Origin of the sequence: Paraburkholderia sp. J10-1 (genome assembly GCF_905220165.1) — a bacterium.
Taxonomy (GTDB): Bacteria; Pseudomonadota; Gammaproteobacteria; order Burkholderiales; family Burkholderiaceae; genus Paraburkholderia.
This window is the reverse complement of sequence record NZ_CAJMYW010000006.1, coordinates 258,261-275,226: the sequence shown is the minus strand read 5'-3', so window position 1 is coordinate 275,226 and position 16,966 is coordinate 258,261. Positions and strand designations below refer to the sequence as shown.

At 61.1% G+C, this 16,966-nt stretch carries 15 protein-coding genes; 9 read left to right on the top strand and 6 right to left on the bottom strand.

Annotated features, from left to right (window positions below; all coding sequences use genetic code 11):
• Positions 1–294 precede the first annotated feature (294 nt).
• Positions 295–1,272 carry a TonB C-terminal domain-containing protein gene (locus U5A65_RS20910; protein WP_321947214.1) on the top strand — a complete coding sequence of 326 codons (978 nt, stop codon included), beginning with the start codon at positions 295–297 and terminating at the stop codon, positions 1,270–1,272.
• A 200-nt stretch (positions 1,273–1,472) separates the two neighbouring features.
• The gene (locus U5A65_RS20905; RefSeq protein WP_321947212.1) at positions 1,473–2,123 is read left to right on the top strand and encodes a hypothetical protein; all 651 of its coding nucleotides are present in this window, start codon (positions 1,473–1,475) and stop codon (positions 2,121–2,123) included.
• 169 nt (positions 2,124–2,292) lie between these two features.
• Here U5A65_RS20905 and U5A65_RS20900 read toward each other — a convergent pair whose 3' ends face one another.
• The 3 genes from U5A65_RS20900 to U5A65_RS20890 all read right to left on the bottom strand — a co-directional run bounded on the left by U5A65_RS20900 (position 2,293) and on the right by U5A65_RS20890 (position 4,732).
• Positions 2,293–3,066 (bottom strand): HNH endonuclease, encoded by a 774-nt coding sequence (locus U5A65_RS20900; protein WP_321947211.1) that lies wholly within the window; start codon positions 3,064–3,066, stop codon positions 2,293–2,295.
• A 232-nt stretch (positions 3,067–3,298) separates the two neighbouring features.
• Positions 3,299–4,336 carry an HNH endonuclease signature motif containing protein gene (locus U5A65_RS20895; protein ID WP_321947209.1) on the bottom strand — a complete coding sequence of 346 codons (1,038 nt, stop codon included), beginning with the start codon at positions 4,334–4,336 and terminating at the stop codon, positions 3,299–3,301.
• A 54-nt stretch (positions 4,337–4,390) separates the two neighbouring features.
• Positions 4,391–4,732, bottom strand: a complete 342-nt coding sequence (locus U5A65_RS20890; RefSeq protein WP_028227244.1) for a hypothetical protein — start codon at positions 4,730–4,732, stop codon at positions 4,391–4,393.
• Positions 4,733–5,405: 673 nt separating this feature from the next.
• On the opposite strand from U5A65_RS20890, the gene U5A65_RS20885 reads away from it, so the two are divergent.
• Both U5A65_RS20885 and U5A65_RS20880 read left to right on the top strand, forming a co-directional pair.
• Complete coding sequence (locus U5A65_RS20885; RefSeq protein ID WP_321947203.1) at positions 5,406–5,837, top strand: hypothetical protein; 432 nt, start codon at positions 5,406–5,408, stop codon at positions 5,835–5,837.
• A 4-nt stretch (positions 5,838–5,841) separates the two neighbouring features.
• On the top strand, positions 5,842–8,718 hold the full coding sequence (locus U5A65_RS20880; protein ID WP_321947201.1) for a tetratricopeptide repeat protein: 2,877 nt from the start codon (positions 5,842–5,844) through the stop codon (positions 8,716–8,718).
• Positions 8,719–9,223: 505 nt separating this feature from the next.
• Here U5A65_RS20880 and traI read toward each other — a convergent pair.
• The gene (traI, locus tag U5A65_RS20875) at positions 9,224–10,885 is read right to left on the bottom strand and encodes a TraI/MobA(P) family conjugative relaxase (protein WP_321947199.1); all 1,662 of its coding nucleotides are present in this window, start codon (positions 10,883–10,885) and stop codon (positions 9,224–9,226) included.
• Entirely contained in the window at positions 10,866–11,186 is a 321-nt protein-coding gene (locus U5A65_RS20870) for a plasmid mobilization protein (RefSeq protein WP_321947197.1), read from the bottom strand. The genes traI and U5A65_RS20870 overlap by 20 nt, the downstream gene beginning before the upstream one ends.
• A 763-nt stretch (positions 11,187–11,949) precedes the next feature.
• Here U5A65_RS20870 and U5A65_RS40970 point away from each other — a divergent pair.
• Together U5A65_RS40970 and U5A65_RS20865 are read left to right on the top strand one after the other, a co-directional pair.
• Positions 11,950–12,351 (top strand): hypothetical protein, encoded by a 402-nt coding sequence (locus U5A65_RS40970; protein ID WP_415765285.1) that lies wholly within the window; start codon positions 11,950–11,952, stop codon positions 12,349–12,351.
• Complete coding sequence (locus tag U5A65_RS20865; protein ID WP_321947195.1) at positions 12,288–12,992, top strand: metallophosphoesterase; 705 nt, start codon at positions 12,288–12,290, stop codon at positions 12,990–12,992. The genes U5A65_RS40970 and U5A65_RS20865 overlap by 64 nt, the downstream gene beginning before the upstream one ends.
• Positions 12,993–13,011: 19 nt before the next feature.
• On the opposite strand, the gene U5A65_RS20860 is transcribed toward U5A65_RS20865, so the two are convergent.
• A complete protein-coding gene (locus tag U5A65_RS20860) occupies positions 13,012–13,293 on the bottom strand; it encodes a hypothetical protein (protein WP_321947194.1) in 282 nt (93 codons plus the stop codon).
• Between the two features lie 209 nt (positions 13,294–13,502).
• Between U5A65_RS20860 and dcm the strand changes: the two genes are divergently transcribed.
• The 3 genes from dcm to U5A65_RS20845 are packed head-to-tail and all read left to right on the top strand — an operon-like array spanning position 13,503 to position 16,473.
• Positions 13,503–14,783: a DNA (cytosine-5-)-methyltransferase gene (dcm, locus tag U5A65_RS20855; protein ID WP_321947192.1), complete on the top strand. Its 1,281-nt coding sequence runs from the start codon at positions 13,503–13,505 to the stop codon at positions 14,781–14,783.
• On the top strand, positions 14,780–15,226 hold the full coding sequence (locus U5A65_RS20850) for a very short patch repair endonuclease (RefSeq protein WP_321947190.1): 447 nt from the start codon (positions 14,780–14,782) through the stop codon (positions 15,224–15,226). The genes dcm and U5A65_RS20850 overlap by 4 nt, the downstream gene beginning before the upstream one ends.
• Entirely contained in the window at positions 15,208–16,473 is a 1,266-nt protein-coding gene (locus tag U5A65_RS20845) for a type II restriction endonuclease (protein ID WP_321947189.1), read from the top strand. Before U5A65_RS20850 ends, U5A65_RS20845 begins: the two co-directional genes overlap by 19 nt.
• Positions 16,474–16,966 lie beyond the last annotated feature (493 nt).

The window sequence follows — 16,966 nt, the reverse complement described above, 5'->3', positions numbered from 1 at the left end:
GCTGTTCGGCCACGATGGAGGCGGCCAGCTTAGGGTCATTCCGTGCGATCAGGTGGCAGAGCGCACGGAATCCACTAGCGGGCGAAGTGCATGCGGCGCGCATAGCACATGATGAATCCAGTCATTCACGCATCCCGGTGTTGCTGGCATCGCCGGGTCCTCCGCGTGCAGTTCCCGCCCCCACACTATGACGCGCGTTCTCGTGCGTTCGGTCATCATAGCCAACGGCTAGTAGGCAGGGTCGACGAGCTACATACAATATTTGGAGCATTCCTGAACAAGGCGAGGGCCATAATGATAAAACCCTTCAACTTGAAAGCACTCGTGGTCGGCGCGTTGCTGGCGATTGCTGCCGTAGGCACGCACGCACAATCCGTCGTCGTGCAGTACGGAAACCTTGTCTACCAGAACGCCTCAGGCGCAACCGAAACGCTCACGGAGACGGGTGCCGACGGGAATCCGGTGATCTCCCCGGATGGAAATCTGATCGTCTTCACGCGACTTCGCCTGGGTGAGCAGGAGAACTCGGCGGATGCGGGGAGCGGACCGCTGCGCGACGTGTATGTGATGCGCCTCTCGGATCATGCGGTGACGAGGATCGTTTCCGCGGCGCACGCGTCTAAGCCGGAGGACGAACTTTCTGGCATCAACTCGTTGGCGTTTTCGCCCGACGGCTCGATGGTCTACTTCAACACCGCTGCGTGGGCAACATCCGAGGCTATCCATGCCGTTCCGGTCCAGGGCGGTCGCGAGCGGTATGTAACGAACGGCAATGGCTTCGCGGTTGTGAAGCACGGCAAATATGCGGGCTACCTAGTGACGCGACAGCACCGATATATGGAAGGCCATGGATCATGGAATCCATACGTACTGGTGAGCCCAGAAGGCAAGGAAATCAAGGTGCTGGGGGAGTTCGGCGACGACGAGCCGCGCGCGGAGACGGCCGCACTTCAGAGCGTGGAGGGTAAGGCTGCGCCTCGTCCAGCAGCGGCGGCGGTCAATGCTGCTGGGTCAGGCTATTTGGACAAGGTGCGCCGACGCGTGCGCCCGAACATCACTTGGTCCGGCGAGATGTCGGGCCTTGAAACGGAGATCGCGGTGCGATGCTCGCCGACCGGCACGCTGCTTTCGGCGACGATTTCGCGCAGCAGTGGCAACTCGTCGTGGGACGACGCTGCGTTGCGCGCGGTCCAGCGCTCGGATCCGATGCCGGTCGACACCGACGGCAAGGCGCCTTCGAGCTTCAAGGTTGTCTTGCGCCCGGCGCGCTAACGGCGACCACGAAGCGCTGTTAGGTTGAGGAAAGCCAGCCGTTGGATGGCCGGATATTCGTTGCGGATTGCGTGGGCTTCGCGTGCTTGGTCACCTTGGGCAATGTTCAACGGCGGGCGCATCTCGACCCAACATAGATAGTCCGTTCCCGGCATAACGAATTCAAGCACTACTAGGTCTGCCTCTGGAGCTTAAATCTGATGCCTATATCGCTGATGGGAACTGTCCACGCCGAAAGTGGACGCGCCAACGTAGCAGAATTGCTGACGATCCTTGAACGCCTTCAGCCGGACGTCATCTTTGCTGAAATTCCCACTGCCAATCTTGCTGACTATCTCGACGGCTCTCACGGCAATCTCGAGTCCGCTGCCGTTGCCCTCTATCGCACGCGCCGTTCAGTCAACGTTGTGCCGGTGGACTTGAACAAACCAGGCGATGAGTTCTTCAGCAAATCTGAGGAGATGTTCAAAAAGGTCGAAAGGACGAGCCCTGAATATCGCCGTCTGATGGACCAGAACAGCCTCGACACGCGAGATCACGGTTTTCCATACCTCAACAGCGATCGCTGCGCCCAAGCATGGGCAGCCATCTACGATGAGGTGCGTGCAACCGTCGAATGGATCGGCGACGACGGATTGCGACAGATCTACGCTCTATGGAGCGAGACAAATGACCGTCGCGAGACGGGAATGCTAGAGAACATCAATGGCTATTGCATCCGCGGCGCGCTCTCTCATGGAGTGCTTCTGCTTGGCGCTGGACACAGGAAAGCCATGGTGGAGAAGGTGCAGGAGCAACGAGGCGTCGGTGCACCAGGAGTCTCATGGAAGCTTGAAAGTTCTCTGGATTAGGCGATGCGAGGAAATGTCCGCTTCTGGGCGGTAACCGGTCCGACGATGAGTCGACGGAGTGCCCGGTCGGCAGTGGTGGCGGTACCGACGAATACACTGTTGCTGTCGGCGGCGTGGTGGTCGGTGGTCAATGGCGTCGCGCTACGATAGCCACCATGCGGAAGTTCCGCTATCGTGTCAACTCGCTTTTCTTGTAATGAAGCGTCAATGCATCTTTGCTGGGGCGGTTCTTGAGATCGGAAGGAAGGCGCAGCTTCTTTCCATGCAGTGCATCATATTCGGTCGAGCGCAATGCTTCCGCGACCACCACAATTTCGGCGCTCGGTTCGATAGCCAACAGTCCCAGATCGAAGAGAGTGTGCAAGTCTGTGCGTAGTAGAAGGCCGTTGCTGACATGGTTGGTTTCTGGTCCTTTGTAGGGAACAATGTGCGCCGCCTCCAAGACTTCCGGCACATCACAGCCGCTGATCGCACAACGATTGCCATATGCTCGCAGCAGATTGCTTCTGAATGCTGGCTGGCCTTGTCGTCGAACGATAGCCGCCAAGGTCTTCCTTCGCGCATCCTCGACACTGTGCGGATCGAATGCACCTTCTGCTTGCGCCTCGTCTTGTGCATCGTGCACTTCGACACTTATTGTCTCGTTGTGCTTCTCGCTGCTTAGTCTTTCAATTCGAAACCCCATCGCTTCAAGCTTTCTCTCAACGGTCTTCTCTCCACCGGAAAATTCCTGCGGAGTCAACGGCCCGAGGTCGGGGAATTGATAGCCGTGAGCCCTTCCGATGATGGCCTTGGAGTCGTATCGCTTGCCATCGACGACGAGAAAGTAGCCTGTGGCCTTGCCAAAGCCATATTTCTTGAGGAATTCGTCTCGACCAATACGGTCGTACTCCCGTACCGCCTCTAGCACAGCAGCGCGGTTATTCACATCAGCGAACGCCATTTTGCTCCCCTTGATGACGACGTTATCCCATTAGGATAGCCCAGAGGGTCGGTCAGTTTTTCGTTGAGTCGCCGGGAATCGTTTGGACGCCCGACACTACCGGGCTGACGCCATGCACAATTTTCTGTCTGTCGGTTCGAACCGGGCATGGTGTCATCGAATCTGCCCTGTGTGGTTTCGGTTCCGAAAGCGTAATCTTCCGGCCCTAACCGAACCGGATCATGCAAACTACTCAATCAGAGATGGGCGTCGCTACCGAGCCAGACTGGCTAGCCGCGTCTTCGGCAGGTTGCGACAACTGAAAATCCTCCCATCGGTCGGACAGTGCGGCCAGATCGGGACCAGATGTGCCATTTAGGAAAAGGGGCTTGCCGTCAAATTCCTCGTAGCCCGCTGCTAGCACGTCGGCATGCAACTTGACGGTCAGGTTCGAGGGATCGATAGCCAGTAGGTCGAGATCGAACAGGGTGTGCAGGTCACTTCTCAGTAGCAGTCCGTTGTGCGCTCCGTTGTCATTCGTCTCGGCATACGGCCGAATGTGAGCGGCTTCTACCAGCCCCGGGAAAGCGCAACGGCTTATCTGACAGGCGGCGCCGTATCGGGCAATAAGCCGATTTCGAAACTTCACCTGTCCGCGTCTCTGATTCACTTCCCGAAGTACCCGTCTCCGCGCTTCGATGACCGAGTGCGGTGGATCATCGTCCGCAGCATTGCCCACGGTATCAATGTCGATGCCGGTGACGAACTTTTTCACCAACGCGTTGCAATCGGGATCATCTCGTAGCCACGGTTCTATCCGTGCCAAGTCGATTTCTTTGATCGACATCTGGTCGTTGGGTCGAACTACCGCGGCAGCCAACCGGTCCAGCGTCAGACCGGATGGTGCGGGCCGGAACGTCTCACCGTAATGCGCAGCGAATGTTTCGACTGTCACTTTTTCACGCGCCGGTTCCACGAATTCGTGCCGGTTCCGGCAGATCCACGGCGGTTCGATTGTCGTCCGGCGCTTGATGTCGCTGACGGCACAGATTGGACAACGCTGCCGCTCCTTCTCACCCTTTCCCAGTTCAATGTCGGTGATCTGCGCAACGCCAAGCACCCCCGACGATGACCGAATGACGATCACGTCTTTTTTTGCGACTTGCTGATGGTTTGCGACGAAGCTGTCGTATCGATACACCTGCGACGGATCGTCTTGGTAGCCGGAGTTGCCCCCGTATTGTCGGGCGCCATCAACGGCGAGTAGGGACCATGCGCGTGGATTACTCATTGATTTTATCTTCATTGTTCGCGGAATGATGGCGCACTCGTGGTAGCGCTCGACTTACCGTTCGTCTTCGTCAGACTGAGGTAGCGGGCATTCCACCGAGATCAGCCGCTTCCTCGCAACCGCAAGCTGTTCCTCCGTGAACAGATCGCGCCATGGCGTCTGAAGAACGAGATATTCAACGCTCAGGCGGAGATTCTCTCGGCCTCGGAGAAAAAGCTCAGTGAAACCCTCTGACGGCTTGTTCGTCGCGAGCAGCCGATTAGCCGTTTCCTTCCCGCCGTGTTCGTTCACCATCCGCAGGAAGTAGGCTGCGCGGTATGGTGGCTTCAGCTTTAGGGCCGCGTCGTAAATGCCGCGCATCGCTTGGTCGAATTGTTCGAGGGTCCGGTCGGTCATGGTCTCTCCCGCTGTTGATGGTCAGTACGATCTTATCGCGACAGGCATGCAACGACATGGCAAATCAAGTTGCTGCTGCAATGCGGAAAATCGATGTTCCGGGGAGTGCCTTCCGGGTGGTGGTGTAAGCGAACCTGTGCGGTTCCGCTTCGGAGAGCGCAATCTTTCGGCCTTGTCCGTCGTGGGAACGTACAAATCCAGTCCGATTTCAATGCGTTCGGTGCGGACGAATCCGGCGACATCATGTCCGAAATCGTTAAGGATTATTCGATGCCTACCATTGGCCGCAGGAATGTGAATGCCTCCGCGCGTGTCGGCAGGCGTCGAATAACCCTAAACGAGTGCCGCCGGATGCGATTGGCATGCGCGACCGGACGGCATTCCTGGCTGTGAGCGGCAGCACGCGACCCGTTCCCGACCCTCAGTTGGCTTCTATAAACGTCATCACCCAGCTACAAAGCGGCCGTTCCGCCTCACGCCGCCCGATCATGCTCACGAAGGACGATCCACAGGCGTTATATCAACAGTGCGGACCAGTCGATTGCGACTCGCACAACGAGGATGACAAAAAGCCAATAAGACTGCCAGTGCAATTGAGCAGCGCTACAATGAAAAGCGGCCAGATGATCGCATTGACGGGGTGTCCCTGCCCCACGCGTCGACGGAGGTACTCATGCCTGACGAGCCGAACCCGGCACCGAAACGCAGCTATCAGATGGGCGATGTTGGCGCCGGCGCCCGCGTCGCGCAGGGCGAGAACATCTCCTGGGTGGAGGGAGTCGCTCGCCTGCCGGAAGGCGAGACGCTCACCCGGCAATTCGCCTCACTGCTAGAGCGGATCGACACGGACACGTCGCTCGATGAGGACACGCGCGCGCTTGCCAAGGACAAGACGGCTGCGGTTGCGGAAGGCCTTGCCAAGGCTAAGGAATCACCCAGCGTGCTCCGTCGCGCGCTGATCGACGCCAGGTCGTGGTTCGGCAGCACCGCGTCCTGGGTTGGCAATGCGCTCGGCGACATCCTCAAAAGCGAGGCGGCGCAGAAGACCATCGGCACGGTGTCCGAGGCGGCCACCAAGGCGGCCATAGAATCGTTTGTGAAATAGCGCCATGCCCTCTGAGCTGCGGCAATACCGGATCGGCGACGTTGGCGACAGTTCGTACGTGCTCCAAGGCGAGAATCTTTCTGTTTTCGGATTCAGCGCGGCACAGGTCGCTCGGCTCATCGAGGCGGAACGCGATGGCCTTGTCCAGCAATATACGCCGCAACTTAAGGAATTAGCCGAACAACTGGGGTTGACCCGCGAGGCGGTGCGCGTGACGCTGCGCATCGCCGGGCACGGCGATGTCCCGCCGGAGCGCTGGTCAGATACGCTGATCGCCATCGCGACGCAGTATTGCGCCATGCATCAGGCGCTGACCGGCAGTGACAACTGTGACGATGGGGAGACCGCGGAACTCCGACGGCGGGCGGTGGCTGCTCTGGATGCAGGTGCGTTCGACGATGCGACACGCGTCCTCAACGACATTCGTGCGCGAAAGAGCGCGGTCACCGAGCAGAAGCGTAGCAGGGCGAAAGAAGCCCAGGATGAGTGGTTCTCCGGACTAAAGTCAGAGGCCGAAACCTGTGCCCTACTTGGCCGGGCCGCCTTGGGGCAACGCAACGTCGCCGACGCTCAAGCGCAGTTCGAGGAGGGCTTGCGCGTGCTTGCGCCCCTTGATGATCCCGAGCCGCGCTGGTCATACGCGTTGGACGCCGCAACAGCACTATGCAACTTCGGCCGTCGTGCCGGGCGCAACGATGCACTTGTCGCCGCGATTGCGAGCTGCCGCCGCGCGCTCGCCGACGCGTCGCGCGAGCGCGTCCCGCTTAACTGGGCGATGACGCAGGACAGCCTCGGCAACTCGCTTTCGCGCTTGGGCGAGCGTGAGAGCGGTACGGCCCTGCTTGAAGAAGCGGTGGTGGCATACCGTGCGGCGCTCGGCGAACGCACGCGCGAGCGCGTCCCGCTGGACTGGGCGACGACGCAGAACAACCTCGGCACTGCGCTCGTGCGCCTGGGCGAGCGCGAGAGCGGCACGGCCCGGCTGGAAGAAGCGGTGGCGGCGTACCGCGCGGCGCTCGGAGAACGCACGCGCGAGCGCGTCCCGCTGGACTGGGCGATGACGCAGAACAACCTCGGCGGTGCGCTCTCGATGCTGGGCCAGCGCGAGAGCGGCACGTCCCGGCTGAAAGAAGCGGTTGCGGCGTACCGCGCGGCGCTGTGTGAACACACGCACGTACGCGTTCCGCTGGAATGGGCGAGAGCGCAGAACAACCTCGGCGGTGCGCTCTTGCGCCTGGGCCAGCGCGAGAGCGGCACGGCCAGGCTGGAAGAAGCGGTGGCGGCGTTCCGCGCGGCGCTGGGCGAACGCACGCGCGAGCGCGTTCCGCTGGAGTGGGCGATGACGCAGAACAACCTCGCGCTCTCGCTCACCACACTGGGCCAGCGCGAGAGCGGCACGGCCCGGCTGGAAGAAGCGGTGGCGGCGTACCGCGCGGCGCTGGGCGAACATACGCGCGAGCGCGTTCCGCTGGAATGGGCGAGGGCGCAGAACAACCTCGGCGGTGCGCTCTTGCGCCTGGGCGAGCGCGAGAGCGGCACGTTCCGGCTGGAAGAAGCGGTGGCGGCGCATCGTGCGGCGCTCGGCGAACGCACGCGCGAGCGCGTCCCGCTGGACTGGGCGATGACGCAGGGCAGTCTCGGCAGCGCGCTCTTGCGCCTGGGCGAGCGCGAGAGCAGCACGGCCCGGCTGGAAGAAGCGGTGGCGGCGTTCCGCGCGGCGCTCGGCGAACATACGCGCGAGCGCGTCCCGCTGGACTGGGCGATGACGCAGGACAGTCTCGGCAGCGCGCTCTTGCGCCTGGGCGAGCGCGAGAGCAGCACGGCCCGGCTGGAAGAAGCGGTGGCGGCGTACCGCGCGGCACTCGGCGAACGCACGCGCGAGCGCGTCCCGCTGGACTGGGCGACGACGCAGAACAACCTCGGCGGTGCGCTCTTGCGCCTGGGCCAGCGCGAGAGCGGCACGGTCCGGCTGGAAGAAGCGGTGGCGGCGTACCGCGCGGCACTCGGCGAACGCACGCGGGAGCGCGTCCCGCTGGACTGGGCGGCGACGCAGAGCAACCTCGCGCTCTCGCTCACCACACTGGGCCAGCGCGAGAGCGGCACGGCCCGGCTGGAAGAAGCGGTGGCGGCGTATCGCGCGGCGCTCGGCGAACGCACGCGGGAGCGCGTCCCGCTGGACTGGGCGGCGACGCAGAGCAACCTCGGCGGTGCGCTCTTGCGCCTCGGCGAGCGCGAGAGCGGAACGGCCCGGCTGGAAGAAGCGGTGGCGGCGTTCCGCGCGGCGCTCGGCGAACGCACGCGCGAGCGCGTCCCGCTCAACTGGGCGACGACGCAGGACAGTCTCGGCAGCGCGCTCTTGCGCCTGGGCGAGCGCGAGAGCAGCACGGCCCGGCTGGAAGAAGCGGTGGCGGCGTTCCGCGCGGCGCTCGGCGAACGCACGCGCGAGCGCGTCCCACTGGACTGGGCGACGACGCAGAGCAACCTCGGCGGTGCGCTCACGATGCTGGGCGAGCGCGAGAGCGGCACGGCCCGGCTGGAAGAAGCGGTGTCGGCGTTCCGCGCGGCGCTCAGCGAACGCACGCGCGAGCGCGTCCCGCTGGACTGGGCGACGACGCAGAGCAACCTCGGCCACGCACTTTCGAGACTGGGCGAGCGCGAGAGTGGCACGACCCGCCTTGAGGAAGCAGTGAAAGCTTTCGAAATGGCCCGCAGCGAATATCACCGGGCGGACATTACAAAGTTTGACGCTTGCTTGGACGATGCACTTCGGTCGATCTCGCAATTGCTCGACGAACGCGGGCGACGGCATGACCACAAGGTCAGCACCGTAATTGCGCATTGCTTGTCCCAATTGTTTCGCATACGGGGAAAAAATCTGTAGCTAGAGGCTACGTTCACCTGGACTGATGGGAGATTCGCGCAGCCACGCGCTCTCAGGCTATGAACGGACCTTCGACTCTGGCGCGACTGTCTTGACACCCCACTATTCGACGTCGGCTGTGTGCCGGACTCCGGTCCTTCAATATCGCTGGTCAATTGTCCCATGATGGCCAATTGTGTTGAAAAACTCTGTTCTCTGCGGAGCAGGACCGGCTCGCGAAAAATCGGGCCTCTCAGATCGCCTCACAAACCGCTCGTGAGCATCGGTTAGTGGTAAGAGGACCCCTCAAAACCGGACTGAACACTTGCTCGATGAGTTTTTCAACACAATCGACCGAACTGAGTCAGCCGATCTGACGCTGCCTGTTTGATCTAGTCCAACCTTTTATAGATGATGGAATAGGTGGTGTCGGCAAGCTGGGGGTTGCCTGTAACCGACCGACATCGGCACCTAGGAGCACGACGGTCGCAAATGACGGAGCGCACCGGGCCCCAATCAGTTCGCATCACCCCGTCCCGGGCCCATCAGCCTCGACCTGCTGGAGTTGAACCGATGTCGTTTCCAGCACCCGCTCCCGGCGTATCCACAGTCGCTCCTGCCGAATACGCTCCGCGAGTTCTGGATTGCTGACGCGGAAACCATGCTCCGCGGCCAGCCTGACGCACATGGTTTTGTATTCGTCATTGCCGATCACCCGAAAGCTGCCCCACTTCTGAGCGGCCAACTGCAAGGCGGCAAGCAGGCTATCGTAGTCACGCCAATCGTGGATGTCGATCTCTCGCCCCTTGTCCACAAACGCAGCGCGTCCAGCCAGTTCGCCCGTGCCAATCCGGATGTAGTGCACCTGCTGACCGTGCACTTCCGGCACATAGGCACGAATGTCGCGCGGCGTCGGCGACTCGGACTCGTCGCCCTCAATCCGCGGTATCTTGCCTGCGGACTGCCATCGTTGGTTCACGGAATCTCTAAGACCGTACTGCGTTTGCCATACGGCCAGATCCGGAAAAGGTCGATACTGATCACGTAATCGCTGACGCTCCCGTTTGTGACGCTCCTTCAGGGCAGCTTTCTCCGCCGCCTGTTCAGCGGCAAGCATGCTTTGCGCGGCGTTTCGAAGCGCGCCCCAGCCTTTCCAGTCTCCCTTCAGAGTCGCTTCCCTCCGCACTTTCTGACGCCCGGCCAATTGCATACGCTCGGCGTCCTGACGCTGTTTCTGCAGAGCCATGGCGGCCACCCTGGCAGCATGATGGGCTTTCCGGTCCGCGATGTAGCGCTCCCAACCCGGCTCGTCCGCCGTGACCGGCAGTGGTACTCGCGCGGCGATCTGCTGAAGTTCGGAGGAGGGCTCGTAGGCACCGAGCCGCTTTTGCAATTGGATGAGACTCGCACTACGGTCAGCGCGGCTGGCCTTCACCCCGATGTCACCGACGAAGAGGGTAGCGCCGCTTCCGGTTTTCTCGTATCTCATGCCCAAATCGGCCAACTGCTGGTGCAGATCCTGCCAGCCGGTCGCGCGACGGATAATGGGCGCCGCCTCCTCGATCGCAATGCGCTCGGCCGACTTTTCGCCGGTTCGATGCTCCATGCCGCAACTCAGTTGGTCTGGTTGTTGTCGCCGGTCCGAGTCTGGGCGTGTCCGCCGGACCCCTTCGGCAAGCACCTGATACCGCCCGTTGTGCTCACGGCGCCAGCCCTGTCGATTTTCAATGATGGCGACCGCCTCATGCACGGCCTCAATGTCAAACCCGCGATTGGGTTTTATGACCTTCAGATGGTCCGGGTGCACCCGGTTGACCACCAGATGCAGGTGGATATTGTCGGTGTCGGTATGAAGCGCGTAGATGACCTGATGGCCCTTCAGCCCAAGTTTGTCCATGAAAAGGCCGACGGCCTCCTCCACCTGCTCCGGGCTGGGATGTTCGCCTTCCTGCCAGCTCAGCACATAGTGGCTGATGGTGTCCGCGCTCCGCACGGCCTCCTGCGACAACGCCAGCATCTCAGCTGTCTGGCTCTCAGGAGCATCCGTCAGGAACCCGCGTGCACCAGCGTAGCTACATTTTTCGCTTCCACCTTTGGTCTCCGGGCAGCGCACATAGGCGACAAGCGTGTAGATACGGGTGGCTTTGGAGGCAGATTTCCGCGGATTCTTAACCTTTTTGCCGATCACAGCTCAATCTCTCGATGTAGGCCGTCACGGCGCGGAGCGCTCCTGCTGTTGCCTGACTGTGAGCACCACCGCTCTCGTTATGAATGTGTTTCAGCTGACCTCCAAGCCGACGCAACTCCTTGATCGTCACGACGTCCGCGTTGGCAATAATTGGCCGGCCAAAATAACGTCGTCGCACCAGCGCCGACATACTGATTCCCGCAAAGTCGGCATCTTCCTGCAGCCTGACTTTCTCGGACACAGTCAGACGAACATTGATAACCGCATCCAGCGGCTCCACAGCTGATTTCTGAAATGGCATTTTTTCTCCAGTTGGACATGCGACAGATGTTCATGGAAATCAGGAAAGCATCGGCACGGAGCAACCCGGGGCACGCTAAGCCCCCGGCAGGATGGGATGAGCCAGATTGTGAGAAGCGCAGCGCCGAACGGGCCGGCGTCCCTTGACTCCACATGCGGCAGCATGTGTGTGACAAGGGCCATCCTGTATTAAAAAGAATATCGTTGATTCGATTGCTTGTCGGTAACTTTAAATTATGAGTAATATTTTCTATCGAATCTCAATGTTCCGTATCGTTGCGCAATATTGCCGTTTAATTCGCAATGTTTCGTAGTGAAGTCTCCCGTGAGACTTCAGCGTCCCAAACGGTCTGCACGACGTCGAATAGGAGCCGTCGAAAAGAATGGTCCGCAAAGGCCTGCTGCTATTCCCGCCCGCCGTGGACAACCCCGCTATCCACACCACACGGGTGTGGATAGCCGCTGTCGCGGTGCCGGGGTATGCCCACCGCTCCCCGGCCTTGCCTTCGGCCTGACGCGGCCCCTGCGGACCTTGCCTGTTTGAGAGAGACAACCTTATTTCCCATTGCGGCTGAAGCCGACGGCCACAGTGCCTGATGCGGAGTAGGGCAAAGGTATCCTTTATAGTTTCCCCGTATGAGCTGCAACCATCGTGAACGCTCCCGCGAGGAAACCAACGCACTGCGCCGGGCCTTCTATGAACGGCTCGACCTGGGCGAACTCACGCTGCAGGATGCCGCGAGGCCGATGCGCGGGATGTCGGCATGACACAGGCCGCGTTTGCTGCGCATCGGGGCGTGAGCGTGCGGACCATTCAGGATCTGGAACGGGGTGGCGACGCCTCGATCGAATCGCTTAACCGCATCGTGAGCCGCTTCGGGCTGGAGGCTCGGCCCGTGCCAGGCGGCATGCCTGCGCTCGCCCGCAGCCCGCGTGAGGCGGCGCCGGCATCGCATGTTCCCAGCCCGATACCGGGCCTGCGAAACCGGCGCGCAGAAGACTGCACGTGCCCGATACGGACCTTCGTGAGCCTGTCCAGCGGTACGCGCTCAATACCCATGGCCGGGACTTCGTGGTGGGTGACGTTCACGGCTGCTTTTCAATGCTTGACGCCGAGCTCGCCGCTCGCGGGTTCGATCTTGCACGCGATCGCCTCTTTAGTGTAGGAGACCTGATTGATCGTGGCGCGGAGTCTCCCGCCGTACTCGATGCCGTTCGGCATCACGACATCAGGGCGGTGCGTGGCAACCATGAGCAGGGCATCCTCGAATGGGCGCTGCGTGAAGACATCGACCCGGTGCACATTCAGGCCATGGGCAACCATCCCGACCAGGCGCTCGCGGAGTGGGCCTTTGCCGATGGCCGCACAAGCGAACTGGTGTACAACGGCGGCGAGTGGTTCGTTGAGCTGTATTGCGCCGAAGACAGCGCGGTGAGGGCCCGCGAAATCGTGAGCTACTTCTCCGCGCTGCCCTACGCGATCGAGGTCGAAACCCTGCACGGCCTGATCGGCATCGTGCACGCCGAAGTGCCCGGCGCGCAGTGGCCGGACGTGACGCGTACCCAGCAGGCGCATCGATCCAGCGCGGTACGCGAGACCGTGCTGTGGGATCGCAGCCGCTGGACGGGCGCTCACGTACCCGAACGCATCGAGGGGATCCGTGCCGTGATCGTCGGGCATACCCCGCATCGCGAGATCCGCCGGCATGGCAATGTGATCAACATCGACACGGGCGCGGTGTACCGCTACCTCGGCAACCGGCTCACGGTGCTCGATCTGGCCGACATTGCGCAATGGCTCGGCTGACCAGTCCTGCAGGGCAGCGCTACCTCCGCCCCACAATCCGGTCGACAACCGCCTGCTGACGCTTGGTGGGCCTGTCGGTCAGGCAGGGCTCGGCATCGAGTTCGCACTCGAAGCACTGCCAGACCGAGCCGGGTATCACGCCTGACCCGTTCGGTGAAAGAAACACACGGATCTGGTTCGCGCGCGAGATCGTGGCGCGCATCCGGTGGATTTCCCAGAGCAGTGCGAGCACGACCGGCTCGGGGTGCTCGTCCCAGATCTGCGCCAGACGCTCGGCGGTAAGGGGTGGGCGATGTGGCATGGAAACCGGAAATACTGTATAAAAACACAGTATAACGAAGCCACAGCTTACCCCCGTGCGGATCTTTGCCGGGGATGCCTCCCGGGTGATTTCCTCTCCGATGCACACGGGTAACGGCTCCCGGGAATTCTCACCTCACACAAAAGGCTGGACATTTGGAAAACTGGCGGCCAGAATGTCCGTCAAAATACCCAGCGAGAACAAGCAATATGACAACGGCGGATTCGCACGACCTGCTCACGCAGGCGCTGAAGCTCTATACACAAGGCGAAATTGCCGAACGGATCGGAAAAAACGTACGGACCATCCGCCGCTGGGAAGCGGACAAGGCGCGCTGTCCCGTCATCGCAGAAGCCGCCTTGCGCGAGATGCTGGACGCGAAGACGCGGAAGGCCGATCTGGCGCGCGAGCCCGAATTCCGGTTCATCGACCTGTTCGCAGGCATCGGTGGTATCCGGCGGGGTTTCGAGGCGTTCGGTGGTCAATGCGTCTTCACCAGCGAGTGGAACGAGTTCTCGAAAAAGACGTACCAGCATAACTATGGCGATAGCGACGACCGCCACCAGTTCATCGGCGACATCGTGTCCTTTTCCGAGCGCGCCGTCCCGGCGCACGATGTGCTGCTTGCCGGTTTTCCCTGCCAGCCGTTCAGCATTGCTGGCGTCAGCAAGAAGAACTCGCTCGGCCGTCCGCACGGCTTCGAATGTACGACGCAGGGCACCCTGTTTTATGACGTTGCACGCATCATCGAGGCGAAGCGTCCCGCAGCGTTCCTGCTGGAGAACGTGAAGAACCTCGTTTCGCATGATCGGGGCAACACCTTCAAGACGATCCTGACGGTGCTGCGCGACGAACTGAAGTACGACGTCAAGTTCAAGGTCATCGACGGGCAGCATTTCACGCCGCAGCATCGTGAGCGCATCGTGATCGTTGGCTTCCGGGAGAAAACGGATTTCAGTTTTGATGATCTCCGGCTTCCGGCTGAAGGGCCGCGCCTCGGGAAGATCCTGCACAAGACTGATGGGTCCGAACCTGTCCTTGAGCACGACGGCGACCGTTTTTTCGATCACGAGACGGGCAAGGTACAGTCCAAATACACCCTTACCCCCAAGCTGTGGGCGTATCTGCAGGCCTACGCCGAAAAGCATCGCGCAGCGGGAAATGGCTTCGGCTTCGGACTGGTGACGCCGGACAGTGTCACCCGCACCTTGTCCGCCCGCTACTACAAGGATGGTTCGGAGATCCTGCTTTCACAGGGCAAGGGAAAGCGTCCACGGCGCCTCACCCCGCGTGAGTGCGCGCGACTGATGGGATTTCCGGACGACTTCGAGATCCCGGTGAGCGACACGCAGGCCTATCGTCAGTTTGGCAACAGCGTCGTGGTTCCCGTGATGCAGGAAGTGGCCCGCGCCATGACGCCGTTTGTGAAAGAGCTCCTTGAGCAGGAGCGCAACGGGGCACAGCAAAGGCTTCCGCTGCGGGTCGAGTGATCGACGTCGTTGACAGCGCGACCCGCAGCCGGATGATGTCCGGCATCCGGGCGCGCAACACACGGCCCGAGCTGCTGATACGCAGCCTGTTGCATCGGCGTGGTTACCGGTTCCGCGTGCATGTCGCGGACCTGCCAGGCAAACCTGATATCGTGTTGCCGCGCTTTCGTGCGGTCGTTTTCGTACATGGCTGTTTCTGGCACGGGCACGACTGCGCGCTGTTCAAGTGGCCGGGAACACGTGCGGAATTCTGGCGGGAAAAGATCGGGCGCAATCGCGGCCGCGATCAGGAGGTGCGCGAAGCACTGCTCGCGAGCGGGTGGCGGGTGGCGGTGGTGTGGGAATGCGCGATCAGGGGCAAAGCCAGAGAGCCAGCCGCAGTCGCCGACGCGCTTGTCGCGTGGCTGGAATCTGATTCGAACAAATGGGAGACCAGGGCGTGAAGCGCGGGTATCTGTCCGAATACTTCGAGGGGGTCGCGGCAAAGCGGTTACGCGCCGTCGAGGCAGACGTCATCCACTCGAACCAGCATGAATTCAATGGCGTGGAAGCGCTGAGGGGGATCCTTGGCGAACCGGATGGCAAGGTCCGCTACGACGCCAAGCTGCTTTACCTGTCGGATCAGGACGACGATCCGATCATGGAAGATGCGGTATTCACGTGGTACGACGCGCGACAGCGAGCCCGCGAACAGCGCAACGTGCAGCGCTGGGAGTATCGCCTCTACTTTCCGACGACCAATGTTTCCTTGAATGCGGCGGTCGATGATCTGCTTGTCATCGCCAAACGTCGGGACGGCGGGTTGCTCGTCATCATTGCGGAGAACGGGTCCAGCATCGCACGGCAGATCGAATGGCTTTTTGGATTTGACGATCTCGCCCATCCCGGGTTTTCCGTCAAGGCCGAGCTGGAGACGGAACAGGACCGCATCGAGTTCGCGTCGCGGTTCATCCTGGAGAGCATCGGCATTGCGGTCGAGGCGTCGGAGGAAACGTACCTCGAAAAAATGCTCGACCGCTTCGAAGGCAAGTTTCCGACGACCCGCATTTTTTCCGAATACGCCCGATCCACGTTACCGGACCTCAGTGCCCGCGATGATCCCGATGCAGTGCTCATGGCATGGATGGAGCGCGAAGAAATTCTGTTCCGTACGCTGGAGCGCTACCTGATCGCCGACCGCCTTTCGGCCGGATTCGCGGCAGACGCGCAGAAAAAGGTGGATGTAGACGGATTCCTCGCGTTTTCCCTCTCGGTGCAGAATCGACGCAAGAGCCGGGTAGGCCTGGCGCTCGAAAACCATCTTGAGGTGCTGTTCGCCGCCAACGATATCCGGTATGCCCGCACTGCCGCTACCGAAAACAAGTCAAAGCCCGATTTCCTGTTTCCCGGCAGCAAGGAATATCACGACGCGGCTTTTGATCCTGTGCGCCTGACCATGCTTGGCGTGAAATCAACGTGCAAGGACCGCTGGCGTCAGGTATTGGCCGAAGCGGACCGGATTCCCGAGAAGCATCTGCTCACGCTGGAAACGGCCATCTCCCTGACGCAAACAAACGAGATGCGCGCCAAGCATCTGCAACTGGTCCTGCCCACGAAGCTGCATGAGAGTTATACCCAGGAGCAGCGGGGATGGCTTAAAAGCGTTGCCGAGTTCATGGCAACGGTTCAGGCCAAACAATCTGCCCAATGATGCGATCTTGAGGGGCACACGCGGGCGCGTTTCGCGCGTGCTCGCTTGCGGCGCCTTGCGGCTCTGTTCTATAATTCGCCCAGCCGTTCACTCGGCAAGCAGGACAGGAAGTTCGATCAAAAAGTTGTTGTTGCGGCAACGGCCAGGCAGGTTCAGGCCAGCACCGCACACAATGAGTCGTTTGCGACCAGCAGGTCCGGTCAAGAACGCACTCAGCAAAAGTCGTTCGCGGCAGGCAGTTTTCGGTCCGCGACGAACTATCAAACGTCGTTTCCGGCCGGCAGTTTCGGCTCAAGGGACGATATCAATGTAGCTCATGACCGGCAGGTTGCGGTCCGGGCGATCAAGACTGCTGCAGTCGAGAAGGTTTCGACCCAGCCAGGTCACATAAAACGTTACCAGCATAGAAGGCACCTCGGCTTCGCGACAGGTCTCAGTCGTGCGTCCCGCTGTGGCAGGGCCCTGGTGTTCGTCGTACCGCAGTACCGCAGTA